General features: G+C 41.1%; 25 protein-coding genes. 6 read left to right on the top strand and 19 right to left on the bottom strand.

What is annotated here, in order from left to right:
• Positions 1–72: 72 nt before the first annotated feature.
• Positions 73–711, bottom strand: a complete 639-nt coding sequence (locus tag NSS87_RS13140; RefSeq protein ID WP_231573438.1) for a universal stress protein — start codon at positions 709–711, stop codon at positions 73–75.
• 342 nt (positions 712–1,053) lie between these two features.
• On the opposite strand from NSS87_RS13140, the gene NSS87_RS13135 reads away from it, so the two are divergent.
• The gene (locus NSS87_RS13135) at positions 1,054–1,386 is read left to right on the top strand and encodes a metalloregulator ArsR/SmtB family transcription factor (protein ID WP_042187619.1); all 333 of its coding nucleotides are present in this window, start codon (positions 1,054–1,056) and stop codon (positions 1,384–1,386) included.
• An 18-nt stretch (positions 1,387–1,404) separates the two neighbouring features.
• On the top strand, positions 1,405–1,938 hold the full coding sequence (locus tag NSS87_RS13130) for an SRPBCC domain-containing protein (protein WP_042187617.1): 534 nt from the start codon (positions 1,405–1,407) through the stop codon (positions 1,936–1,938).
• Between the two features lie 72 nt (positions 1,939–2,010).
• Here the strand turns inward: NSS87_RS13130 and NSS87_RS13125 are convergent, their stop codons facing one another.
• The 5 genes from NSS87_RS13125 to NSS87_RS13105 are packed head-to-tail and all read right to left on the bottom strand — an operon-like array spanning position 2,011 to position 6,667.
• A complete protein-coding gene (locus tag NSS87_RS13125; protein WP_339247639.1) occupies positions 2,011–2,754 on the bottom strand; it encodes an alpha/beta hydrolase-fold protein in 744 nt (247 codons plus the stop codon).
• Between the two features lie 19 nt (positions 2,755–2,773).
• A complete protein-coding gene (locus NSS87_RS13120) occupies positions 2,774–3,574 on the bottom strand; it encodes an alpha/beta hydrolase-fold protein (RefSeq protein ID WP_339247638.1) in 801 nt (266 codons plus the stop codon).
• 19 nt (positions 3,575–3,593) lie between these two features.
• The gene (locus NSS87_RS13115; RefSeq protein WP_339247637.1) at positions 3,594–4,631 is read right to left on the bottom strand and encodes an iron ABC transporter permease; all 1,038 of its coding nucleotides are present in this window, start codon (positions 4,629–4,631) and stop codon (positions 3,594–3,596) included.
• A complete protein-coding gene (locus tag NSS87_RS13110; protein ID WP_156113104.1) occupies positions 4,624–5,640 on the bottom strand; it encodes an iron ABC transporter permease in 1,017 nt (338 codons plus the stop codon). The genes NSS87_RS13115 and NSS87_RS13110 overlap by 8 nt, the downstream gene beginning before the upstream one ends.
• A 13-nt stretch (positions 5,641–5,653) precedes the next feature.
• Positions 5,654–6,667, bottom strand: a complete 1,014-nt coding sequence (locus NSS87_RS13105) for an ABC transporter substrate-binding protein (RefSeq protein ID WP_042187607.1) — start codon at positions 6,665–6,667, stop codon at positions 5,654–5,656.
• A gap of 210 nt (positions 6,668–6,877) precedes the next feature.
• Here NSS87_RS13105 and NSS87_RS13100 point away from each other — a divergent pair, with 210 nt between their 5' ends.
• Complete coding sequence (locus NSS87_RS13100; RefSeq protein ID WP_339247634.1) at positions 6,878–7,030, top strand: hypothetical protein; 153 nt, start codon at positions 6,878–6,880, stop codon at positions 7,028–7,030.
• A 721-nt stretch (positions 7,031–7,751) separates the two neighbouring features.
• Here the strand turns inward: NSS87_RS13100 and NSS87_RS13095 are convergent.
• The 4 genes from NSS87_RS13095 to NSS87_RS13080 form a co-directional block, all read right to left on the bottom strand.
• Entirely contained in the window at positions 7,752–9,821 is a 2,070-nt protein-coding gene (locus NSS87_RS13095) for a M56 family metallopeptidase (protein ID WP_339247631.1), read from the bottom strand.
• A gap of 2 nt (positions 9,822–9,823) precedes the next feature.
• On the bottom strand, positions 9,824–10,186 hold the full coding sequence (locus tag NSS87_RS13090) for a BlaI/MecI/CopY family transcriptional regulator (protein WP_339247629.1): 363 nt from the start codon (positions 10,184–10,186) through the stop codon (positions 9,824–9,826).
• Positions 10,187–10,327: 141 nt separating this feature from the next.
• Complete coding sequence (locus tag NSS87_RS13085; RefSeq protein WP_339247628.1) at positions 10,328–10,723, bottom strand: hypothetical protein; 396 nt, start codon at positions 10,721–10,723, stop codon at positions 10,328–10,330.
• Positions 10,724–10,804: 81 nt separating this feature from the next.
• Positions 10,805–11,143: a winged helix-turn-helix transcriptional regulator gene (locus NSS87_RS13080; protein WP_042187604.1), complete on the bottom strand. Its 339-nt coding sequence runs from the start codon at positions 11,141–11,143 to the stop codon at positions 10,805–10,807.
• Positions 11,144–11,298: 155 nt separating this feature from the next.
• Here NSS87_RS13080 and NSS87_RS13075 point away from each other — a divergent pair, with 155 nt between their 5' ends.
• On the top strand, positions 11,299–12,027 hold the full coding sequence (locus NSS87_RS13075; RefSeq protein ID WP_339247625.1) for an SDR family oxidoreductase: 729 nt from the start codon (positions 11,299–11,301) through the stop codon (positions 12,025–12,027).
• 91 nt (positions 12,028–12,118) lie between these two features.
• Here NSS87_RS13075 and NSS87_RS13070 read toward each other — a convergent pair whose 3' ends face one another.
• A complete protein-coding gene (locus NSS87_RS13070; RefSeq protein ID WP_339247623.1) occupies positions 12,119–12,940 on the bottom strand; it encodes a DUF2785 domain-containing protein in 822 nt (273 codons plus the stop codon).
• A gap of 214 nt (positions 12,941–13,154) precedes the next feature.
• On the opposite strand from NSS87_RS13070, the gene NSS87_RS13065 reads away from it, so the two are divergent.
• Positions 13,155–13,943 carry a tyrosine-protein phosphatase gene (locus NSS87_RS13065; RefSeq protein WP_339247620.1) on the top strand — a complete coding sequence of 263 codons (789 nt, stop codon included), beginning with the start codon at positions 13,155–13,157 and terminating at the stop codon, positions 13,941–13,943.
• An 86-nt stretch (positions 13,944–14,029) separates the two neighbouring features.
• On the opposite strand, the gene NSS87_RS13060 is transcribed toward NSS87_RS13065, so the two are convergent.
• The 6 genes from NSS87_RS13060 to NSS87_RS13035 all read right to left on the bottom strand — a co-directional run bounded on the left by NSS87_RS13060 (position 14,030) and on the right by NSS87_RS13035 (position 20,882).
• Positions 14,030–14,752, bottom strand: coding sequence for a sensor domain-containing protein (locus NSS87_RS13060; protein WP_052404263.1), 723 nt, complete (start codon positions 14,750–14,752; stop codon positions 14,030–14,032).
• A 126-nt stretch (positions 14,753–14,878) separates the two neighbouring features.
• A complete protein-coding gene (locus tag NSS87_RS13055) occupies positions 14,879–16,018 on the bottom strand; it encodes a toxic anion resistance protein (protein WP_076282825.1) in 1,140 nt (379 codons plus the stop codon).
• 24 nt (positions 16,019–16,042) lie between these two features.
• Positions 16,043–17,731: a VWA domain-containing protein gene (locus NSS87_RS13050; protein WP_076282826.1), complete on the bottom strand. Its 1,689-nt coding sequence runs from the start codon at positions 17,729–17,731 to the stop codon at positions 16,043–16,045.
• Positions 17,732–17,744: 13 nt separating this feature from the next.
• Positions 17,745–18,491 (bottom strand): hypothetical protein, encoded by a 747-nt coding sequence (locus tag NSS87_RS13045; RefSeq protein WP_339247613.1) that lies wholly within the window; start codon positions 18,489–18,491, stop codon positions 17,745–17,747.
• A gap of 225 nt (positions 18,492–18,716) precedes the next feature.
• On the bottom strand, positions 18,717–19,958 hold the full coding sequence (locus NSS87_RS13040; protein ID WP_339247612.1) for a molybdopterin-dependent oxidoreductase: 1,242 nt from the start codon (positions 19,956–19,958) through the stop codon (positions 18,717–18,719).
• Between the two features lie 45 nt (positions 19,959–20,003).
• Positions 20,004–20,882, bottom strand: a complete 879-nt coding sequence (locus tag NSS87_RS13035) for a LysR family transcriptional regulator (RefSeq protein WP_042193785.1) — start codon at positions 20,880–20,882, stop codon at positions 20,004–20,006.
• Between the two features lie 113 nt (positions 20,883–20,995).
• Between NSS87_RS13035 and NSS87_RS13030 the strand changes: the two genes are divergently transcribed.
• On the top strand, positions 20,996–22,285 hold the full coding sequence (locus tag NSS87_RS13030; protein ID WP_339247611.1) for an adenylosuccinate synthase: 1,290 nt from the start codon (positions 20,996–20,998) through the stop codon (positions 22,283–22,285).
• Between the two features lie 77 nt (positions 22,286–22,362).
• Here NSS87_RS13030 and NSS87_RS13025 read toward each other — a convergent pair whose 3' ends face one another.
• Positions 22,363–22,551 (bottom strand): hypothetical protein, encoded by a 189-nt coding sequence (locus NSS87_RS13025; protein ID WP_076121390.1) that lies wholly within the window; start codon positions 22,549–22,551, stop codon positions 22,363–22,365.
• A 190-nt stretch (positions 22,552–22,741) separates the two neighbouring features.
• Entirely contained in the window at positions 22,742–23,929 is a 1,188-nt protein-coding gene (locus tag NSS87_RS13020; RefSeq protein ID WP_339247608.1) for a stalk domain-containing protein, read from the bottom strand.
• Positions 23,930–24,000: the final 71 nt, after the last annotated feature.

The raw sequence follows: 24,000 nt of genomic DNA, 5'->3' as shown, positions 1-24,000 counted from the left end.
ACCAAAAGCCAAAGATCATATGATTGGAAGGGCCCTTAATAATAGGCCCTCATGAAGATAAGGGCACGCCGATTATAAAGAATCGGTCAATGTGCCATCACAAATATGCAAATATCTAGCCTTTCCATCTTCTTGCTCAATTCTGAATAAACCGTTCTCAAATTCTGTGTGTAATTCGTGAAAGAACTTTCCTTTAAGCGAATACTCTCCCTTAGGTTCATCACTGAGCTGATACTCATCCCCGATTTTGACCAGGTAGGCGATTACGCCTTCCTCATGGGTTTCTTCCAGCCCGGCGCGCATCCGTTGAACGGCGACTACATGCAGATCCATCATTTTCATTTTACCAATGAGTTCATTGATGAAATTGCGTTTGGTAAGCTCCTGCCATCGAGTCTGAGCAGATTGTCCAATGACGATCTGTGTAACCTCATTCTTTTCAGCTACTTCTACAATAATATCAGTTGTTTTTCGGCCTTCACGTTTCCGAATGATAAATTCTGCGCCAGCTTCATCGGCAAGACGTTTCCAAACCGTCATATACATTTCTTTGCTCTGATTATATTCATCATTGTCCGAACTATCGACATTTAATACAAACAATGGGGCCCCTATTATTTCAGATAGTTGCACACCACGTCGGATTAAACGTTCCCCATGCGGACCATAATGAACACAAACCATAATCTTTTCATTGTGTATGACCTTCACCCTCCTGTAACATGGCCAAGAAATACAAAAGGAGCCTACTGGCGTTAGGCCCCTTGCGTAAATCTAAAACCGATAAGTTATACTTAATTATATCTATTCCTATGTTTTTTGTAAAGTTTAATGGTTATCATGGAACATATTTCTACGTGATGCTTGTACTATGCCCTTTTTTTGAAGTTATCATACAATGAAAATTTAAATATCCCTTTACAGGAATATTCACTTAATGGTATATTGTAAATGCAAACAGGAAATACAAGGAAGTAGGCCTGTTTAGTCGCTCCATCACGGCCCGTCATATGAAATCCGAATCAAATCAATGAATCGAAGTGATGCTTGTTTATGAATACTAACGTAATGAGTGCTTTAGCAGAGCCTAATCGTATGCAGATCGTTGAATTATTACGCGAGAATCCCCTAACCGTTGGAGAGATCGCAGAAAGTCTTCAGTTGCGTCAGCCTCAAGCGTCCAAGCATTTGCGTGTTCTCAGTGAAGCAGGCCTTATTGAAGTTCAAGCTGTTGCTAATCGGCGCATTTGCAAGCTCCGCCCTGACCCTTTTAAGGAATTAGATACTTGGTTAGAATCCTACCGTCATATGTGGGAGGAACGCTACGATCGACTGGATGATTATTTGCAGAAGCTTCAAAGCAAGGAATTAGATAATGAAAATTAAACGAGGAGGATTTATCCAATGACAAATTCTAACCAAACCAACCAACTAGTATCCAAAGTTGAAGGCAGCACTCTAATATTAGAGCGTATTTTTAAAGCTCCACGTGAGCTAGTTTTTAAAGCTTTTTCTGAGGCTGAGCATTTGAAGCATTGGTGGGGGCCAAAAGGCTGGACACTTCCCGTATGCCATGTCGATTTTCGGCCAGGAGGTACTTGGCATTATTGCATGAAGTGCGAGGATAAGAGTCAGGGAGATTTCTACGGTATGGAGTCTTGGGGTAAGGCGATTTATCGGGAAATTTCGATTCCAGAGCAAATTATTTACACGGACGGGTTCTCAGATGCAGAAGGTAATATTTCAAAAGATCTGCCCGAAACACTAGTCCAACTAGATTTTATCGAGCTGGATGGTCAAACGAAGCTGGTTAACACCGGTAAATACGCTTCTCCAGAAGCGTTACAACAAGTGATTGATATGGGGATGCTACCGGGTATTTCACAAACCTTTGATAATTTGGACGTACATCTTGAGAATATACAGAAGCATAGCTAAGAGAAGATAAGATAAGATAAGATAAGATAAAAAGGACGATGCAAGGATACTCTCTCCTGCTCGTCCTTTTATTCATTTTGTGGGAAATAAGAACCTGATGCTACTCGGAAAATATTGCAGAAAAAACGTGTCATTATGCGTGCCTAATGGATCTGTCTCAAACATCACCCGCTGATCAGGTCCATCTATCTTCTCTTTTAAAATATCAAAAGCACGTTTACTATTAGGCACCATGTCCTTCTGTGCATTAGTCTTCTGGATACCTTCCTGTTCACCTACATACATATAGACTTTGCATTCCCTATCTAACTTTGAAGTCTCCATATAATGTATAAAATCTTTAAACCACACAGACGCGGATATGAATATAAAATTATCAAAAACAGACTCTGTCTTGTACATCGCGTACATACTTATTAACCCACCTAGTGATACACCGCCTAATGCCAATTTGCCCGGCTCATGAGAGATGCGAAAAGAACGAATTATATGCGGGACCAGTTCCTTATATACGTAATCCAAATAATCATCCCCCTTGCCCCCAAAGGACCAATCCTTAAAAAGTGCAGGCATTTCCCAAGGTGTATATTCATCATTACGAAGCTGAGAATCAATTCCGATAAAAATAACCGGCTCTGTAATCCCCGCCTCCACATCCCTTTCTATATCAGCAATCGACTCTTCGAACAAGAAATCGCTATCCTGTAAGAAAACCGCCGGGAAGCTTCGCTCAGTAAACAAATGATATGCTTTAGGGAGATACACGATAATTTGTCGCCCCATATGTTCAAAAGTAGTAAGTTCTCCTAACATCATCCTGCATCATATCCCTTCCTTAACAATTCAACATACGGAACGCTCTGCTCATGATGGTCGGTACTACTGACGCGTGGTTTTCATCTGGCGCTATGTAATGCTCAACCTGCAAATCGGGCAAAGAATACTCACACAATTTCGAAAATAATCCTATAGCATCATCGACCATAAATGCCTCTTCACTGCCCACTGTGATCAATAGCTTCCGTTTCTCGGATCTTATCGTTTGCCCCTTCTTATAAAACGCCTCCGCATACGCCAAGATTTCATGATCATTCCACCAAATCGAGGGGCTAGAGGCCAAATAATACTGGAATAGCTCGACACTAGTAAACAGCGTCCAGAGAACAAACAATCCGCTTAATGAGTGACCAAACAAAACTTGCTTATGCTGATCGATATTATATTTTTCAGAGACTAGGGGCATTAACTCTAACTCTAAAAAAGATAGGAACTTTTCAGCACCACCATGTGGTCCTATGTCAGCATTTTTCAATCGATCCGGATATACATACTGCTTCGCAGGAGGCGTGAAATCATAAAATCTTCTTTTGGAGACCTCATCATCCGAACCATAATGCCCAATGCCAATCACGATGGATGGTGCAATCAAAGTTTTCGGCGCATTTCTTGACTGCAATTTCACGACATCCCGGCCCAATTGAAAATATGAATTACCATCGAGCATGTAATAGACGGGAAATCCATTCTCAGGGGCCTCTTCTCTCGGAATTGAGACCTTTATATCATACGTGTAGCCCATATACTGAGATTCTAGCTTCCATGATTCTGTGCGTTCGAGTTCAACTTGTGTTGACATATGTGCTGCTCACTCTCCCCTACACTCTTGACTTGGCTAATAAATATAAGAAATAGGGAATGCCAATAATGGAAACGACTATTCCCACAGGCAACTCTGCTGGCTGAAATAATGTTTTGGCAAAATAATCCGAGATCACAAGCAAGAACATCCCAACCACTGCACTGGATAACATAATATAGCGGTGATTAATCCCTACTAATCTTCTGGCGATGTGAGGAGCCATCAATCCTATAAAACCTATAGAACCGGATACAGATACACAGACACTTACAATCCCCACACTGCATAACAGAAAGATTAGCTTTTCTTTTTCTACGGAGATCCCCAAGCTTTTTGTGCTGGAATCCTCCAATTGAAAATAATTGAGCAAATAGCTTTTTCGATACATCACAAATCCTAAAATCAGTACCCAAGGTGTGATCATTATGATATAAGTCCAATTCGCGCTGTAAATACTTCCGACACTCCATACCGCAGCTATTTCATAATCACTTGCATTCATTTTTAGAGATAGATACAACGACAACGCCCCAAAACCACTGCTTATCGCGATCCCTGTCAATATCAAACGTTGCATATCAAGTGCACCATTCCGCCAAGAGAAAATAAAGATCACCACAACTGCGGCAAGCCCCCCCACAAAACCAAAGAGAGGCATGGCTAGTATCGAAAACCAGCTTTCTTTAAAAAAAGTAACCCCTGACATCTGAAAGAAAAACATAAATGCAACGATGGCAGCTCCGGCACCGGCATTAATCCCAAGGATACCTGGATCAGCCAGCCCGTTTCGGGTAATGCCTTGAATGACCGTTCCAGCCATCCCCAGACCTATGCCTACTAATGACGCAATAATGATCCGTGGTAGTCGAAATTGAAAAATAACCAGGTCAAATTTAGGATTGGGATCTATTCGCAGCAGCGTTTTTATCACATCCATGACAGACATATCAAAAGCGCCATTCGTTAGATGAAAATACCCCGCCACAAGTGTTAGTAGGATAAAAGCTAGTAGCGTCAATATATAGCGACTAAACTGTATTCTGCCTCTATCCACGTTGCTCTCCCCCTTTAACCCGAATTAAATAAAGGAAGAACGGGATTCCAATAAAGGCTGTCACAACGCCAATTGGCGTCTCAAACGGAAAGTTAATATACCGGCTTAAGACATCACAAAATGCTAAAAAAACAGCCCCAATGACTGCTGAGCAAGGAATGATGAAACGATAGTCGATACCAACGATAAAACGTGTAATATGAGGAATGATTAGACCTACAAAGGCAATCTTACCTACTAAGGCCACTGCTGTCCCGGTCAGACATATAACAGATAAAATACTGATAATCTTCACCCATTTTGTCCGTTGACCCAAGCTAATCGCCGTTTCATCCCCTAGGGAGGCAACCATTACAGATTTAGAAATACTAACTGCCAAGAGCAGACCAACGATAATAAAAGGAATGGACAATATTAGCATATCTGGATTTACAGTATGTATTTTCGAGCTATACCAAACGCTAACATTTTGTGAGACTTGAAAAAACATCGCTACTGCTGAGGCAATACTACTTAAAAATGTACCAATTACAGTACCAATAATGGCTAGTCTGACTGGAGATAAGCCGTTTTTGACCAATGAGCCAAATCCGAAAACCAAACCCGCTCCGATAGCAGAACCCACCATGGATAAAAGAATCATATGAACATTCGATAATCCAGGATAAAACACCATAGCCAACGTAATAACAAATGCCGATCCGTCATTTACTCCCATAATCGATGGTGATGCAAGATAATTCCGTGTAACGCCTTGCATTAACGCCCCTGAAACAGCCAGTGCCGCTCCAACTAATAAAGCGGCGATTACACGCGGTAATCTAGATGTCATAATAATGTTGTGGTCCACATTATTTGCATCGAAGTGTGTAATCGCCTGCCAGATTGTTACTATTCCAATATCCTTAACACCATATAAGACGGATACAACCATTGCTAATACGATGAATAATGGAGAAGTTGATAGGATCAATATAACTTTCCAATTTTTTGTATTCATCTTATTCATCGCACCTTCGGTTTTACTTCAAGAGATTTTCAATTGCAGCATCCAGGAATCTTACTTTAGACCAAGCTGTACCACCTTGCGCCAACGGATCAATTGCATTTACAAAGACATGATTGTTTTTGACTGCATTTACGCTTTTGAAGATCGGATTCTTAAGTAAATCATCAAGTGCCGTTGCATTATCCGTATTCTCGCTGGTCTCAAACTGCAAGAAAATATAGTCCGGATTAATTTCCGCTAAAGCTTCTAGTGAAAGCTCAGCTTGAGCTTTAGTAGTTGTTATTACTTCGGGAATGGTAGCACCTAAATCTTCGTAAATAACCGGATTCAGGTAAACACCCGCTGGGTACACACACATACTACCCTCACGAATACGAATAACTAGAATTGATTTATCTTTCAACTTTTCTCCAATGTCAGCCTTTGCACTAGCAGCTTTTGCTTCATAATCGCTAATAATCTTTTCTGCTTCTGAGGTCTTTCCGGATAATTGACCTAGTAAAAGCAGATTATCTTTCCAATTCGTTGAGATATGTGAATAAGGAATCATCGTTTGAATTTTATTAAGCGCACCCGACACATCTTCACCAAACTTGGAAGACCCTAAAATAACATCTGGATCTAGCTGCAAGATCGCCTCATTACTTGGAGCAAATTTATCCCCCACTAAAGATGCACCCGCTAATTCAGTTGATAAATAAGCTGGAATGGCATTTGCTATGGCTAGCACGCCTACAGGTTTCACTCCTAGAATTGCAGCATCTTCCATAGATTCCAGACTTGCAGCTACGATATTGTGAATCTCTGTAGGTACAACATAATCCTTACCTAGATATGTAATGGTTTGTTCAGTGGCAACTGCCTCCTGAGCCGTATTTCCTTTGTTGTTTGCATTTCCCTCTGCTGCTACGGCGGAATTATTTGCACTTTTTGAAGCTGCGTTATCCTTTTCATTGTTACCGCATGCCGCCAAACTCAAAGCTAAAACCGCTGATACCCCTGCTAATAAAACTTTTTTCTGATTCATTTTCTATCTCCCCATCTCTATTTTTTTTATCATTCTTTATAGCAAAGTAATGATAATGAGAATCGTTATCATATTAAATCATATGAGAATAATTATCAATAGATTTCTTTTAATATATGAAATTTTGTAAATTGTCAGATCATTATAAAGGGAGAAATTTCCGCAGATGACGTAATTGTTAAAAAAGGAAATGGAGCTGGCTGTGCATCCGTGTCACATGTACTGCATCTAATGCAGGTTGGTCTTCAAGAGGCGTACGCTCTGGCAGAGCTTGTCGAGCTAGATGCACTCTCTGTCGTAGTTCGGAATAAGTTTCGTAAACAGTTGGGTCTGCCAGTGGCCAAGACTCTACCGTCCTATTAAGAACACCGAAGGCGTTTATGCTTGCTATAATAGAATTTTTAAAGTTTCTAGATTGCGGAGAAATGTGAAATGAACTCAAGGGATGGGCCTATATTCAACTGTTGGCCATGGGGAGCCCTGTTTTTAATTAAGCACACGCCTCTTTAGGATGACGGACCGAGCGGACCATAAATCCTTAAAATACATGTTTTAGTCGAGCTTACGGACAAATGTATGCGAAAAAACGAATACATTGTGCCGAAGGTAACGTAAATAAGCCAAATGTATGCGAAAAACCGAATACAATGTGCCGAAGGTAACGTAAATAAGACAAATGTATGCGAAAAACCGAATACAATGTGCCGACGGTAACGTAAATAAGACAAATGTATGTGAAAAACCGAATACATTGTGCCGACGCTAACGTAATAAGACAAATGTATGTGAAAAACCGAATACATTGTGCCGACGCTAACGTAATAAGACAAATGTATGTGAAAAACCGAATACAATGTGCCGACGGTAACGTAAACGAGCCAAATGTATGTGGAAAACCGAATATAATGTGCCGAAGGTAACGTAATAAGCCAAATGTATGCGAAAAACCGAATACAATGTGCCGACGGTAACCTAAACGAGCCAGCGCCGATACACATGCTGAAGAACATGCAGAAGAACCCGCACCAAATGCCGGGTTCTTCTGCGCTTAAATATAAATTCAACTTTTTCATCAGCGTATAAATTACGGCATATATTTCTCAGCAATGCTGGTGACATATCCGTCTTTTTTAGTAATCACACACGGGGGCACAAAATCAGTATATCGCTTGAAATATTCAATAAACTCCTGCTTGCTTACTTCTTTTAGAGCACCCGCATTAGCATCAACTATAGAATATCTCGTATCCTCTGTAACCTCTAATGGATCGGTATACGTATATTTGTTGAGGATATAAAATCCATTGGGCATATCCTCATCTGGATTAATATTCAACCCTTTAAAGCGAGCGGAATCCTCCATTGTTAGCCATTCAATGTTATCAAAATCAAAGGAATGATTCTCCAGGCTAAGATTAAAAACATAGCCCATTAATATACTCTCGGGTGTGATCGCAAAATCATCAGCTGTAGCCTCATTGTCCACCACAAGCTGATCCAGCTTGACATGCTGACCCATTCCAATATCATTGCTTATATAATTCATGGCGACCTGCAAAGGATCAAGTAGTGCCGGCTCCTCCCCCTGATCCGCTAATGTCTGCAGACGGGCATAATATTCAGCTATCGTAACATCAGTTTGAGGTGTATTGTAATATTCATTTCCATTCGAATCCTTCCAACGTTCTACGCTCCAAATTCCTGAATCTCCTTGAATAACAGGTTGGGATAACAACAGTTGGCTTGTTTCGCCTGTCGTTAAGGGGAATTTCACTAGAATATGCTTCCCACTATAAGTTTCATGCGGAAGGTGATGGTTTGCTTCAAGAAACACACGCACTGCAATTTCCTGACCGGCTGGTGTGGATATGTCATTCTCTCCACTCCTGATTACGCCCAAATATTGTGGTGTTGAATTCATAATGGAAAAAATAAGTATCGGTTTTCCCATGCTTCCTTCTTCGGTGATAAATCCATCAACCACATTTTCCGTCATCGTCAGCTTAGCTAGATCATCCGGTTTCAAGCGATATTCTAAACTCCAAATTTCCAAAGGTGTTGCAAACAGATCGTCGAATGACGCTATTTTTTCAAGCTTAGTAATTTTACTGTCAACCATCTTAACATTTGTACTATTCTCATAGCTCGTCATGTTCTGCTCCATAAATTGCTCGGCATAATCCTTTACGGTTAATGGATCATTTTTCGGATTACTAATGAGTCCGACACACAGCGCTGCCACAACAATGATTACGACTAAAACAACCCAGAAGGCTGGTTTTTTGTAATTCAGAATATTTTTTATCCGCCCTCTCGTGTTGCTTTCTCCAAAGGCAAGCGGTGAACCGCCCATAAATCGTCTTCCAGTAGATAAGGACAAGAGTGAGGTCGAATATTCCTTTTTGATTCCACTGCCCATCTGTCTTATGACGCTTTCGTCACAGGACTGCTCCATATCATCACTCATCAGATAAAAAGCAAGCCAAACCACTGGATTAAACCAATGTATACACAGAACAGCGAACGCGAGAGGTTTTATGATGTGGTCGCATCTGTGTATGTGCACTTGCTCGTGTTTGATGATATAAGCTTTTTCATGATCGGACAGACAGTTTGGAAGGTATATTCTAGGCTTAAGGAAGCCGAATACAAAAGGTGTGGAGATGCCGTTATGTTCATATACATTTTCGAAAAGAGGGGTTGCGGCTCTTAAGTTTCGTGAAAGTCGAACAGTGGCAGCAATGCTGTAGATGAGCAGCAGCCCAATCCCGATCAACCATATATATTGGCCTATGTTAATCCACGCGTCTGAAGGATTTGAAGGGATTATACCACTTGGTGCAGCAGGTGTAGAGGGAATAAGTACGGGTGATATATTATTTACAGCTTGCTCGGATGTGTTGATTACATTTTGGATTTGAGGCGTTTGTGTGTATAGCTTATTTAGAGGTGAGTTCTGTACTTCAGATGGGATAAAACTAAATATACTCTCAATCGAGAACGGACACAGGAGTCGGATCAAAACCACAGACCATAAGGCATAGGAGAATATTTTGGGAACTTTTCTTAAGAACAGCCGTGCCACGATGATAAACACAATCACATAACTTCCCGTAATGCTCATGTTTAAAAGTTGTCCAAACAGCTGATCCACCGTTACTCCTCCTTATGCTCATGGATTAGTCTTAGAACATCATCAATTTCGCTGTCGCTTAATTTCCGGCTCTTTGTGAAAGCAGCCAAAAATTTGGGTAACGAACCGCCGAAGGTTTCCTTCACAAACGCCTTGCTCTGCTCCGCATAAAAGTCATCCTTTTTGATAAGAGAACCTACCACCCCATTATCATTTTCAAAAATCTCTTTAGCCTCAAGTCTTTTCAACATCGTATACGTCGTAGATTTCTTCCAGTTGAGCTCGGATTCACATAACTTCACCAGATTCCCTGACGGAATCGGTTCATGATCCCATATTAATTCCGCAAATCTCCCTTCCATTTCGGTCAGTCTGAGATCCTTCAACCTTGCGCCTCCCGTTGGTCTACAATTCCTAGACCTTTCATTTGGATTAGAGTTTACAACTTGTAGACCGTTTTGTCTACAAAAAATTTCCAGCACAAAAAAAGAGACTATGTCTTTGCAAACATCGCCTCATTGTTATCTTTATAAGGGATAAAACACAGATAAGTCACGGAACAATAGTCCGTTCTCTTCTAGTCTGTTAAGCTCCTCTTCTACATCCGTTACAATTTGGCTTTCTCGCTCATGAGCTGTATTGATTAACCACGGTTGCCCCTGTCTTAAAAAACAAAGATCATCGGGCACCCTAGTCTGCATCCATGAGTACAAGCTCGTAGAATAGGATAGTAGGATATCGACCGCATCCGGTGAACATCTAAAAAAATAAACATCTGCATAATGCCCCATAAGCCGAGTTCCCGGCCAATAATCATCTTTGACGATCTCTTTAAGAAAAGGCTGTAACCGTTCCAATAGTTCATATCCTTCTGGCTCTAACTCCATCTCATCACGTTTGACCAAAATAAATTCATCACACACTTCCATAGCTACCTGTATCAGCGTCTTATAGGCCTGGCCCGTTGGGTCCTGCAAAATAGTATTTATAATAATGTCCGCCCCCTACTTATTTGTATTATTTAAATACTCCTGATGCATCCTTCCCCAGCCACACATGCTATCCAAAACAGTAATTAATGATTTGCCATGTTCGGAAATACTATATTCCACCCTCAATGGAAGCTCATGAAAAATCACACGATCGATAAGTTGATCCTCTTCAAGCTCCCGTAGTTGCTTCGTTAATGTCCCTTGAGAGACATCTGGAATGATCCGTCGAAGTTCGCCAAATCGTTTGGTACCATCTATCAGTAAAATAAATAAAATGAGCGGCTTCCACTTTCCACCGATCTTATCAAGCGTTGTAAGCACTCCGGCCAATCTCGGCTCAAGTAAATCCATGTGATCATCTCTTTCGATAGTTATTCTATTTCACAGCTAGTACGAACAATCGTACCTAGTACGAAAAAAGTGCGTACTGTGCAGAATTTCTTTTATACCTAATAATAAAAAACAGAACTTAAAAGTCCATTTAACTATGAACGGAGTAGATAAAAATGTCCAGTATTTCATTAAAAAACCAGCGAATCGTCATTATCGGAGGAAGCTCCGGAATAGGGCTCGCGACTGCCAAACAAGCGGTTGAACAAGGCGCATATGTCATAATCGCTGGGCGTTCACAAGATAAATTAGAAAAAGCTCAACAAATTCTAGGGTCCGAATCTACCGAAACTCATTCGCTTGATAATCAAAATGAAGAAGACTTAAAGTCTTTTTTTGAAAAAATCGGCAACTTCGATCATTTGTTCACTCCCGGCGCCTCTTATGTTAGAGGACCGATTACTTCAAGCTTAGAGATTGCGCATAGCTGCTTTAATGCAAAGTTCTGGCCTCAATATAATGCTGTGAAATACGCGATCCCATATATAAGTCCAACTGGCTCTATTGTTCTGATGTCTGGCGCATTCGGCCAACGACCCCTTGCAGACGGTGCCTCCTATGCAGCTTGTAACGGCGCGATTGAGAGTCTAGGAAAAGCATTGGCTGTTGAATTGGCTCCGATTCGAGTAAATGTCATCTCCCCAGGCACCATTCATACCAACTTTAATTGGGTAGGAGCAGAACAAGAGACTAGAGACAAGTCTTACGATGAATATACGAATATGAATATCCTTGGCAGAGTAGGACATGCCGACGAAGCGGCACATACAACCATTTATTTGATGACTAATAACTATACTACGGGAAGCACCCTATTTCCTGATGGGGGTTATATTTTGCGATAAGAAACAAAAAAAGCCCATATATCTTTTGGGCTTTTTTTAATAAACTTAATCCTATGTAAGCGCCTGAATCCGTACCTAACTTTTTTCTTAATTAGGAATAGTATACTTTTTCTACTTTATATAATGTATGCTCGATAGTTGGGCAGAGATTGGCATCTACTTTATAAAACTTAACTCGAAAGTATAAACTTTTCAGAAAGTTCTTTATATTATTTTTTTGCCTAAAGGCAGGAAGAAACTCTGAATTTTTCTCCACATCACCAAAACTTTGAATCCATTGCTCTACATAAGTCTGACTAAGTATTTTTCTATTTAAAACACTAATTATGGGTCTTACCATTCTCTCATCTTCCCCATCGGAGTAAATTCGATCTGTTATGATCATCTTTTCATAAACCAAATGGAGAATCGTTATGAGGTCATTGTTATCCAGTTCGGAACATTGAGCTAAATCGTCTAAAGCATCTGCTGCATGGGCTATGGCATGAGCCCAGCCCTTTTCTTCATCATACCCGCGGTAATCTCGCTCTTCTTGTACATTATAAGATACTTTCTCTTTTATCTGATGAATTTGCTCTCTTGAGAGAAATGGTGATTCTCTATGTCTCTCTAAGACGAGTGGTATGAGTAGCATTGAGAAAGATCGAGTAAAGACAGCATCTGTATTTGTTTCACCAAGCTTAAAATGCAAATGGTTATGATCCAAAATAACTGGAAGAAGTTGTTCTAGTTCATTTGCAGTTAGAGAATTACCAGGAATCCAGTGTGATAAGATTGTATAAATCAGGTCATCACGCAGCTCGGCATCCACAGAACCGATGTTATGTATCATTTCTTGTATCAACTGGAATGTATCGGGAGGTGCTTGGTAGCCATTTTCTTTTATTACTATCAACTTTTCTTTTAAATTCATTTTACACACTCCTACTAGAATTTTTCCGTATACAGCGTAATAACGCGACAATTAACAGAGATATTAGTTTGGAAAATGTCACACTATCCTTTCGGGTTGTTGGCATTTATCATGGTACTATATATAGTATTAAGGGCAAACTTTTATTGTTACGCGACACCCTTTCTACATTTTAGAATAGCCTATTCAATAACCAACCAAAGGTGGTACGAAAATGAACCAGAAACTAGAAACAACAGATTCTAAGCGTCGTGTTCTCCCCTTTAAAGGCGTCCTCAATTTCCGAGATATGGGCGGATACACCACCTCAGATGGCCGTAGAGTCAAATACGGTTTGTTTTTTCGATCAGCCGAATTAACAGGAATGACCGATCAAGATATAAAGCTCTTTAAATCACTTGGAATTAAGACCATATTTGATTATCGGGGAATAGAAGAAATTCGTTTAAAACCAGATCCAGTCATTCCAGGAGTTAATAACATTTGTGTACCTGCGCTAAAGCAAGAGGTGCCTGGAGACATGAGAGATGTGGTTCGTTCTGGATTCCTTGAACATTTTACGACAGACTTCTTGGTTAATATGTATTTGGATATGGCCTTTAATAACCCTTCCTTTAAGCGACTTATGGCAACCATTATGCTTCCAGATGAATTCAGTATCCTGCATCATTGTGCCGGCGGAAGAGACCGCACTGGCGTAGGATCAGCATTCATCTTCCTAGCACTTGGGGTTCCAAGAGAGACGATTATAGAAGACTATTTGCTCTCCAATCAGACACTGGGTCCTTTGAATGAGCAAATAAAAAAGCAAGCCTCACAGCATCTGTCACCGAAGGAAGTCGATACTGTTATGGCTGCGCTTATATTACGCAGAGAATTCATGGAAGCCATTTTCTCTGCCATTGACGCGCGTTATAAAAGTGTAGAGATTTTCCTCGAACAGGAATTCGGCATGACTGCTGATAAGCGCAAGCAGCTACAAGCCTACTGTTTAGAAGCTTAACAACTTATTGAGCTATGGACTAATTCATTAAGATAGCGATAAAAGTATAAGAAGCGTAGCTCTTTAAGAGCTACGCTTCTTTCCAATTAATACTGACGTTCTTCCTCGTAGGATACAAACAACATTCTACGCTGTACATCCATCAACGATTTAATCACCCAAGTAGCGATCACAGAAACGACGAGTCCCGCTACAACATAGGAAATGTATTGCTGAGATAATGTCCAGTCGATATTAAATAAGGCAAACACACTATTCTCCAAAATATTCAAATCCATCGTTTGCAAGAAAATCTGATGTAGCACAGGTAGTGTGATCAGACCTAGCGCTGCCGCTACCACAGTTATCGTTAGTGAGAAGAAGATAATGCTGGATACGAATCGTCCCATAATCAGCATGATGTTACGTGCAAACTTTGCACCATCAAAACCTAACTTCATGCGTTGCAGGAAGCCCGCTCCCTCTTGCTTCATATCCGTTCTGCGCTCTTCACTCGGTCTAGGAATATCCAGTAGTGATCTTACTAGCTCTTGCTCAAATTTCACAATGTAATCTAACCCTTTAGCTACTGCGAAAAACAAGGGTATACCGATGAAAATTGGTGTTAAAGCAATCGATAATGCTAATCCTGTCACCATAAACACGAAATATACAATCGTAATCGGCAAAGAGATTATAAAATACAACATACTCCGATAGGTCTTGGGACTTGATCGACGTTTGCCTGGTTTAGATTGTGATTTCGATTCTACGGGAATCTGCATGGAATCTACCGCTCCGATCGGCATTGTATACAACTTATCGTTCATTTCTTATGTCCTTCCTCTCACGTTATCAATTAATCTCATTATACGTGAGAAAGAGAAGGCTCAAAACAGTCTTAGGACCGGAGTCTTACCAGACTAAAGGCTAGGATGGGTTTAGACTGGAAATAGCTACAAGCCCAGCTTATTCCCCTTCTCGAGCCGCACGATCTGCTGTTCTCCGCTATCTGCCAGCTCTCTGAACTGGTTAATGGTTTCACGCATTTTAGGAAGAGCTTCCTGCTTATACGTACTTATCGAATCTAAAGCGGATAGCACATCTGTAAATGCCTGTTTTAAAGTATCTACTGAAATGCTAGATTCTAGGGATTGCTTATGGATCGCCGCCCCCTGATCTTTCAACATTTTTGAGGTGCCGCTTATTAGCGTGTTGGTTGTTTGATTTAGGAGTTCAATCTTTTTCAAAACAATTCGTTGATTATAAAGTGCACTGGCCACCGTAACGGAGATTTTCAGGGCAGAAACCGTAACATTTCTAGCTCTGTCCACCCCTCTAATTAGCTCTTTATTATTTCGTATAACCACTTCAATCGCCATAATTCCCTGCTGATTTACTACCAGCATCTGTTGCAGATCCATCACACGCTGCCGCAGAGGAAACAACACCTCCTCCGTTATGAACTTTACTCTTTCTTCAGACTCATTACGTAACTTGGCTGCATCTAGCTGAGCCTCAATCTCCTGATCCATCAGCATTCCCAGCTGAATTTCTTTCTGCAGTTTTTTAGTGAGTTCTCTAAGCGATTGCTGCTCAAACTCTAATGTAGTGTTATCATTTTTCAATACGGTTTTGCCTTTATCTAAAGAAATGATAATATCTGAGATTACAGCATCTGCTTTTTGATACTTCGCAAAATAACTCCGCAATGGGTTAAAGAACTTCCCTAGAAGACCACTTTTGGCAAAATCCACTGCGCTTGGGTCTAAATCTTTCAACTGGAGGTTTAGTTCCGTTAATCCTTTAGCTACTTGCCCGCCTTCATCCCCTGTTTTTGATAAATTCCCTACAGAAACTTGCAAAAGAGAGTTCTTGTCTGAAGACGATCTCATGGTGCTCATCCCGAAGCTGTCTATGGATTGCAGCACTTCTTTTCGTTTATCCAAAGATTCTAAATCCAGCTCCAAAATCGTCGAGACATTGGTTATCGCCATTTCCTTCAGTTGCGTTACTTCCTGTGGCTCAGGTTTAACCTGTTCTTCAATCGCTGATTTCAATTTCTCCGGACTTACCACTTCCATCGTAAAAGACATAGAACCCCTCCTAAAAGTTGTAACTTACATTTGAACATTAAGCAGGTTTCCGATTTTATAGACTACGTCGTCTGTATCCGCGTTGATGTTAGCCGCTTCATTAATACTTGAAATGCTCTCCAGTGCTTTAATATTTGCGTTGTAGCCAATGGTGTAAATCGGAATTTTATAGGTTTCAATTAAGCCCCTGATATCGTTCAGTGAATGACCTTCATTCGTTTCTCCATCACTTAATACAAAGATTAAAGGTTTGATTTCCGGGTTTATCTTCATTTCGTCTTGAAGCATTTTGAGTGCCACCACAATTCCATCAAAAGTCGCTGTCCCCCCATTCGCCTGAAGACTATCTATCGCCCCAACAAACATCGACTGCTGATTCGTGTCATATTTGCCGATTGGAAGATTTATCGTAACGTTATCAGAGTAGGAAACAAAACCAATACTATTATCTTTGCCCAAGTACTTCTGTCCTGTTAATAATGATTGCTTTAAACGATTTAATGGCTCCCCGTTCATGCTACCTGAGACATCAGCTACAAATACTGCCGCAATGGGTTTATTGCCGTTTTTCTTCTCCTTCCACAGCTTTTGAGCCGAGGATAAAAGACTGCCATCCACTGGATTAACCTCCGAATGATAGTCATTCAGTCCATTAAAACCTTTTTCCTCACCCAAACGCTGATACTTATCCTGTTCAACAAACTCCGCGAATTTCTTAATAATGTCCAGCTTCTCTTGTGGAAGATCACCTAATGCGTAAAGGGGGCTGTCATGCCTTACACCAAAAGGAGTAAATACATAACTACCCTTTAGTTCGGGGGCATTTGCGTAAATTTGATACTCTAATACAAAAGCATCCAGCTTCCCCGTTTTAGCCGCATCACGCATTTGTAAAGTAGTCGATGCGATAAAAGGTACATTCGCTTGGAATTTCTCAAAGCCCTGAACCGCTTGCTCTCCAAGCAAATCAGAGCTGTCAAACGTCCCAAGTGCAGTCACAAGAAAGTTCAAACCTGTTGAGCTGGCAAAAGGATCTGTGTAACCCATAGATAATTCATTATTCGCTATCGCATCAGTAATTGTCTTAACGTTTAAAGAACCATACTTTTCTACTAATTCATCATATTTCGTTTTATTCGTGACAATACCGGCTACATTACCAATAAGACGATTGGTTATAAGCTGCGTATTCATTCCGTTCGCTTTTACCATCTCACCCCATAACTCATTGGATGGTGTAAACGCATCTGGTATATATTTACCAGACCTTATGTAATCCGTCGCTGTTCCTGAAGCAATATTGCGAATTTTCACTGAAACAGGTAATCCGTTCACTTCTATATTGGAACTATTAAAGTCTGTCGCCACTTCATTAAGCCATCCATCATTACCCGTTCCTGATTTCTCTGTGGATGAAAAGATTTCGACAAAGCTATCCGTTGTATTGGTTACTGATATAGGGAATTTAGAAATATCCGGTAAGGAATCACCAATCGCTACAGGATCAAGGTCGATTTGTCCTTTAACTTGCTCCGCGATATTTACGTTAATTTTTTTATAAAGTTTTTCCAGCCGCTTTCCTGCATCTTCTGACGAAACCTCAGTAGTGGTTTTACCTAAATTAGATGTTAAGGTGATCCCAAAATACACAAGAGCAAAAACTACCACTGTTATAATTCCGAGGACTAAAAATGTTCTCCCTTTCCTAGCCATTCGCATCTTCCTTTCATTGCTTATAGAATTTCGTCTGTTTGATCAATTCATCGATCTCCTTCATACAAGGCATATCTTCAACATCTTTATAATTCGTACTGTCTAATAGCGATATTTCGAGAAGTAATTGATCTAACTTCAGCAAAATCTCTTCGTTTGCACCGAGATAACCTGTTACATAAGCCAAATATTCATTGTATAGCGCTGTTTTTTTCTGCACCAATTTATCCGAGAACTGCGCAGGTCTCTGCTGACTGGCAAAAAGGGAGAATTCCGAAGCGTCAAAAACACTTAACTTATTAAGTATCCCTCGGATATTCAGATAGAAAAGCTTCTCTACTTCATAACTGACCGCACCAAACTTCTTGTAGCTTAGCTCCGACTGCTCAAATCTCTGACCAAGGACAACCATTAACGTGTTTTTCTTCTTTTCCATCCGAATGACCTGATCCAAAGCCAGTGTAATGTCCTTCTTCAGCACCTTTACATTTTTGTATTGCGTGAGCGCTGCTATATAATCCTCATGCGTCTTTATCTCTTTTACAGGTGGAACCACCGAAGCTTTAAACAGCAAATTAAAACTTCCATAAAGGACAACAAGAAGACTGATCACTACTAATGTCACGCCAAAGGAAGTCTCTAGAACGCTTACTCCCCCAATTTCGACCCCTAATAACCCTGGTGACAAAACGATAATATTCAGTAACACCACGCCAACTATAAGTCCTAATAGCTTTACGGATCTCGCACCGTTCAACATAAACACCTCCCTAACCGATCCGGTAACTTTTTCCATCATTTGCTTTATTTTATCAGAAACTAACTCACCATACTCCTTTTATTTACAAAAAAACTAATTTTCCGCAGATGATCTCTGCCCTACGTTGATTCACTTCTATATATATGGAATTATTTCTGTGATTACATCCCTAATCACAAAAAAACCTTAACAGGCCCAAAGCCCATTAAGGTTAAGTAAACTCATTTATACCCAAGCGTCATTCGAATAGCCTCGTTGCTCCCAGTATCCTGTATGCTCTCCCTCGATCAGTTCAATCCGGTTCAGCCACTTCACTGACTTGTAAGCGAACATTTTGGGGACAATTAGCCGAACCGGTCCACCGAGATCGCTTGGAATCGGTTTCCCATCATGCATCACCGCGACCATAACATCGTCCATATCCGCCTGCTCCAGCGTAAGGGTATCTGTATATACCCCATCCCCTGAGTAGAACTTCACTGTCTTTGCAGTGGACTTCACACCAGCCATTTGTAGAAGATCCTTCAGCTTGATGCCCTCCCAGGTATTCTTATAGACGGACCAACCTGTTACGCAGTGAAAATCACTCACTTGAACCGTACGTTGCAATTGAACGAATTGCTCCCAATTCCATGTAAAGCTCTGATCAACAAGACCATCCAGCTTAAAGGACCAATTATCGTTCGTGAACTCAGGAATAGGGGTTACAGTATAAACACGGAATTGACCCTGCGACCCACCTCCAAGAGGCGGTGACGATGCCGCCAGTGGCTGCGGTGCTGGCAACAGCTGATTGCTATCATTTTCAATTAATTTATCGATCGTTTCGCTGCCTCCGATGTTTCCAATCGAGCTACCTAGCCATTTTACAAATGAAGGACCGATTGTAAGGGCAAGCCCTACACCAATCGTTCCCCGAATGAACGCTCTACGTGTATAGACTGGCTGCGGGGTATCTTGATATGTTGAATTGGTACTCAACTCACTCCCGCTCTTGATAGTCCGACGATTCGGCTCCTTCAACCACTTCACACGAGTCAATGAGTGATAGATAATGTAAGGCAGTCCAATCCATGTCAGGACATCATGAACGACCAATGCAAGATTAGATACTTGCGGTCCTACCGTACGAAACTGCCATAACAATACACCAGAAACGAACCACCCAAGCGACAGGAAGAGCACAACAAGTACATTGAACCGCTGCCAAGGTTTTTCCTTTAGCTGTTTCCAATGTTTACTGGCCAGCAGAAGATAATAGATCACTGGAAGGATAGATGCAATTCCTACCACAATATGCAAGCCTTTAATCCATACCCTGCCTTCACCGAGGAAACCTCGCCAGAAACCGCCTACTAGCACAAGCCCAGTCAAGGCCAATATCACGACGATCCAGCCGTTCCAGGTGTGAAGTGCACGCAGCTTTTTCCCGTATCCCTTACGTAGCCGACCAAGCAAATCACTCATAGCTTAGCCTCCTCCTCATGTGTATAATCCCGCACCCGATTTAATTTAGTCCAATAAGGTTAGAAAGGACTTTGATGCAGCAGAGAGTGGAACCCCTCGAAGAGTCGCTATCCCGATGTTACGCTCTGGAAATGGCGGATCTAAAGGGATTTCTACAAGCTCCCCACTTTTTAATTCTTCCCTTACATAATCACGAATAACAAAAGCTAGACCAAAGCCACGTAAAGCGAACTGAACAAGAAGATCTACACTGCCTAGTTCAAACTCTGGTGTTATCGTCACATGATTGGAGGCAAGAAACCCATCTATGTACTTTCTTGTGCTGCCTCCTGGCTCCAGGAATAATAATGGGTACTGCTTGATGTTTGCAAGCGGCATCGTATTATCTGCTAAATGACGGAAGCCCTTGCCTCCTACAAGACAATCTTGGAGCCGTGTACTCTTACGAAATTCAATCTGCTTGTCAGATGCCGGTAAGCTTACGATGCCGAAATCAATTTTGCCTTCTTTTAAAAGCGTGAGCGTTTCCGGTGTTGTTCGATTCGTAATATGAATACGTACGTTAGGATATTGTTCATGATATTGCTCGAGATAAGATAACAAGTAATATTTGCATAGGGTATCGCTTGCACCGATATGAATCTCCCCACTATTTAAATTGTTCATTTCTGCAATCGCTCGCTCACCCATCTCCACATTCTGAAAGGCTTGCTCAATGAATCGCAGCAGTACTTTTCCTTCTGTTGTTAGATCCACCCCTCTAGAGGTACGGAAAAATAAGGGGCCGCCCATCTTTTCTTCCAATTGCTTAATCGTGTGACTCACCGCGGGTTGTGTGATATTCAGCCGTTCTGCTGCCGCAGTTAAGCTGCCTGTTTGTGCTACCCAATAAAAAGAGCGATACCATTCCAAGTTGATGTCCATCCCCAAGTCATTACCTCACCTTATAATAGATATTACATATATCAATTTTTCTAATGTTATATCTAGCATTATACTTAGACCTGTAGCCAATCACAAGCTTGGGAGGTAATCACGTGACCGTAATCGCAATTGTAGGAGCTAACTGGGGAGATGAAGGCAAAGGAAAAATGACAGATGTACTAGCCGCTCAATCATCCTATGTAGTTCGTTTTCAAGGTGGAAGTAATGCTGGGCATACTATCATTAACCAGTATGGAAAATTTTCGCTTCATATGCTGCCTTCTGGTGTATTTTACCCTTCAGTTACAAACATTATTGGACCAGGAACAGCTCTTGATACAGAAGTATTAGTAAAGGAATTACAAGCATTAGCAGATAGAGGGGTTCCACAGCCGAAGTTGTACGTGTCTGAGCGTGCTCAAATCGTACTCTCGATCCATCGTTTGTTTGATGAGCTGGAAGAGGAACGACTTGGGTCACAAGGGTTCGGTTCAACCAAACGAGGAATAGCGCCATTCTACGCGGATAAATATGCGAAGCTCGGGATACAAGTTGCAGATTTGTTTGATCCCGCCCGACTTGAGAAACGTCTCGAACAATTACTTGCTTCAAAAAATGTATTGCTGGAGCATTTATATAAGAAAGCCCCTATCCAAGTCTCGGAATTAATGGCTCAGATGCAAAAGGAAGCTGCGCAATTGGCACCATATGTTGCCAATACAACAGAAATACTACAAGAAGCTTATGCAAAGGGAGAAACGATTCTACTTGAAGGGCAATTAGGCGCTCTGCGCGATCCTGATCACGGTATATATCCTTACTCTACCTCTTCATCGACACTTGCCGGATACGCACCTGTCGGCGCGGGTCTACCTGCGGCTGCCATCACGAATGTTATCGCTGTAACGAAGGCATATTCCAGTTGTGTTGGTGCCGGACCTTTTGTATCTGAATTAGAAGGCCCTGTAGCGGATGAACTTCGCACACGAGGTGGCGATGCTGGGGAATTTGGAGCAACAACGGGTCGTCCTAGACGTATGGGTTGGTTTGATGCAGTAGCTACACGCTATGGTTGCCTGATGCAAGGTGCAACGGAGGTTGTGCTGACCAATCTGGATGTTCTTGGTTATTTAAATGAGATTCCGGTTTGCGTTGCCTATGAACTTGAAAATGGGGAAATCACCGACAAGTTTCCAGCAACAAATAAGTTAAACACAGCAAAACCGATAATAACGTATTTATCTGGCTGGAACTGCGATATTTCCCATATCACAAACTTCGACGAGCTGCCAGAGCAAGCTAAAAGTTACGTAGACTTTATTGAAACGTCTATTGGAATACGTATTTCTACTGTTTCTGTGGGACCTAGACGTGATCAGGTCATTCATCGTACGCTGAAATAATTTCAAAATAAGGATGCCTAGTTGTACCTACATGCAAAATGCATATAGCTGCAACTAGGCATCCTTGTGTTACTCTTTTACACCAACACTGCATCCACTTTCGTCTGAGGCGCCTTGTCACAACGCTTACAAACCTTAACGACTGATCCGTCCGTTTTTCTTTTTGGATAAAGCAGTTTGATCCGTGTGCTCTGACAGACCGGACAAGTACCCCGACCCCTGGATGGTAAACTCCACAGTGCATGTCCACGTTTTGACTTTGCCATAAATAAACCCCTCATTTCGGTCAATAAATAGTCAACATTTCATTCTGAAAGTGCTTCTTTCAAAAGATATGCTTCAGAGACAGGCTCTATGACTAAATCAATGATGAGGCGTTCGAATATATGAAAAGGACGCCCGGTGATGAACCTGAAGGCGTCCTTTGATTTAAAATGAAGTTATAGTTCCCTTACATTAATTCGTATAAATCATAGAGACAACACCATTTGTAAAGGTTACGTAATTATAATTTCTATATTGCCAAGTCTCAACTGTAATTCCACTGCCGGATAGACTTGATTTATCAATTGGAGTACCCCAGCTTAATTCTACTTGCTGCTTCGTCATCCCTGTCGAAATTGTACCCGCCTTGATTTTGGCCCAAATCGCATTAGACCATTTATAGATTTTGGTAGGATCAGACGTAAAGAAATACTCTTTGTTTGCCAGATCGCGAGTGACCTGATCATATTCCATATCATAAGAATTCACAATTTTACCTGATGCCAATTGAAAAGAAATCGAAAACTCATTATCGTCGTTCACAAGAATATCAACAATCGTTGCTTTTTGGAATTTATAGTCGGAATCATACTGGTTGAACCAATAAGTCTTTCCGATTAGCTTGGCGAGGTCACCTTGAGATTCTCTTTTGGCTATTTTTAACGTATTTTTTGTGTACGCAAATAACTCCGCTTTACCGAAATTGATGTTCAAAGACTCATAATGAGCACCAAAGTCCAATACTGCTCCCAATGCTGTTTTTAAGAGGGTAGCAGGGAATACTGCTCCTCCATCCACGGTTTGCACTTTACCACTCATTTTCACCTTATTCCCATTCACCATAGCAATATCGCTGCCCAGTTGAAGCTGAATAGGCAAATCCCCTACACGAATACTAAAAGTCTTAGTGGCTGTATTCGTCTGAATAGTTGCACCTAAACTCTTAAAGGTAGTTTGTACAGGCAAATACATCGTGCCATTGATTAATACACCTGTTTCGATGTCCTTATCAGCACTGATAGATAACTTTAACGTTTTGGAATTAGCTCCTGAACGTACGGTTACATTTGTTTCGCCAACGGCTAATGCTTTTATTGAACCATCAGGCAGCTTTTGCAATAAGTAAGGCTTCTCAATAACCATATCTGCTTGAGACAGTGGAACACGTTCGGATGAGCCATCTGGACCTTTTGCAAAAATCTGCACTGGAACCTTGTCACCAACGGTCATCTCCGTATAGTTCATCTTAAAGATTAGATCATCGTTGTTTTGAGCCGTAGTCTCTGCTTGTACACTTGTATCTGCTGCCTTCGCTGTATGAATTGGACCAAACATAGATACTGCCAGCGCTGCAGTGATGCCCCATTTAATCATTTTCATTTCCAAAATCCCCCTCTAGTAAATAAACCAATATTACTTTATCACAATTTCACTATTTTTGTAGATAAAAA

Source organism: Paenibacillus sp. FSL F4-0243 (assembly GCF_037963295.1).
Lineage (GTDB): Bacteria > Bacillota > Bacilli > Paenibacillales > Paenibacillaceae > Paenibacillus_AQ.
Note: the sequence above shows the minus strand (reverse complement) of the source record. Positions and strands in the feature narration are given on the sequence as shown.

Bases quoted from the DNA above. Each gene is read 5' to 3' on its own strand.
- NSS87_RS13135 (WP_042187619.1), top strand. From the start codon at position 1,054: ATGAATACTAACGTAATGAGTGCTTTAGCAGAGCCTAATCGTATGCAG.
- NSS87_RS13130 (WP_042187617.1), top strand. From the start codon at position 1,405: ATGACAAATTCTAACCAAACCAACCAACTAGTATCCAAAGTTGAAGGC.
- NSS87_RS13125 (WP_339247639.1), bottom strand. From the start codon at position 2,754: ATGATGTTAGGAGAACTTACTACTTTTGAACATATGGGGCGACAAATT.
- NSS87_RS13120 (WP_339247638.1), bottom strand. From the start codon at position 3,574: ATGTCAACACAAGTTGAACTCGAACGCACAGAATCATGGAAGCTAGAA.
- NSS87_RS13110 (WP_156113104.1), bottom strand. From the start codon at position 5,640: ATGAATAAGATGAATACAAAAAATTGGAAAGTTATATTGATCCTATCA.
- NSS87_RS13105 (WP_042187607.1), bottom strand. From the start codon at position 6,667: ATGAATCAGAAAAAAGTTTTATTAGCAGGGGTATCAGCGGTTTTAGCT.
- NSS87_RS13080 (WP_042187604.1), bottom strand. From the start codon at position 11,143: ATGGATTTACTTGAGCCGAGATTGGCCGGAGTGCTTACAACGCTTGAT.
- NSS87_RS13075 (WP_339247625.1), top strand. From the start codon at position 11,299: ATGTCCAGTATTTCATTAAAAAACCAGCGAATCGTCATTATCGGAGGA.
- NSS87_RS13070 (WP_339247623.1), bottom strand. From the start codon at position 12,940: ATGAATTTAAAAGAAAAGTTGATAGTAATAAAAGAAAATGGCTACCAA.
- NSS87_RS13065 (WP_339247620.1), top strand. From the start codon at position 13,155: ATGAACCAGAAACTAGAAACAACAGATTCTAAGCGTCGTGTTCTCCCC.
- NSS87_RS13060 (WP_052404263.1), bottom strand. From the start codon at position 14,752: ATGAACGATAAGTTGTATACAATGCCGATCGGAGCGGTAGATTCCATG.
- NSS87_RS13055 (WP_076282825.1), bottom strand. From the start codon at position 16,018: ATGTCTTTTACGATGGAAGTGGTAAGTCCGGAGAAATTGAAATCAGCG.
- NSS87_RS13050 (WP_076282826.1), bottom strand. From the start codon at position 17,731: ATGGCTAGGAAAGGGAGAACATTTTTAGTCCTCGGAATTATAACAGTG.
- NSS87_RS13045 (WP_339247613.1), bottom strand. From the start codon at position 18,491: ATGTTGAACGGTGCGAGATCCGTAAAGCTATTAGGACTTATAGTTGGC.
- NSS87_RS13040 (WP_339247612.1), bottom strand. From the start codon at position 19,958: ATGAGTGATTTGCTTGGTCGGCTACGTAAGGGATACGGGAAAAAGCTG.
- NSS87_RS13035 (WP_042193785.1), bottom strand. From the start codon at position 20,882: ATGGACATCAACTTGGAATGGTATCGCTCTTTTTATTGGGTAGCACAA.
- NSS87_RS13025 (WP_076121390.1), bottom strand. From the start codon at position 22,551: ATGGCAAAGTCAAAACGTGGACATGCACTGTGGAGTTTACCATCCAGG.
- NSS87_RS13020 (WP_339247608.1), bottom strand. From the start codon at position 23,929: ATGAAAATGATTAAATGGGGCATCACTGCAGCGCTGGCAGTATCTATG.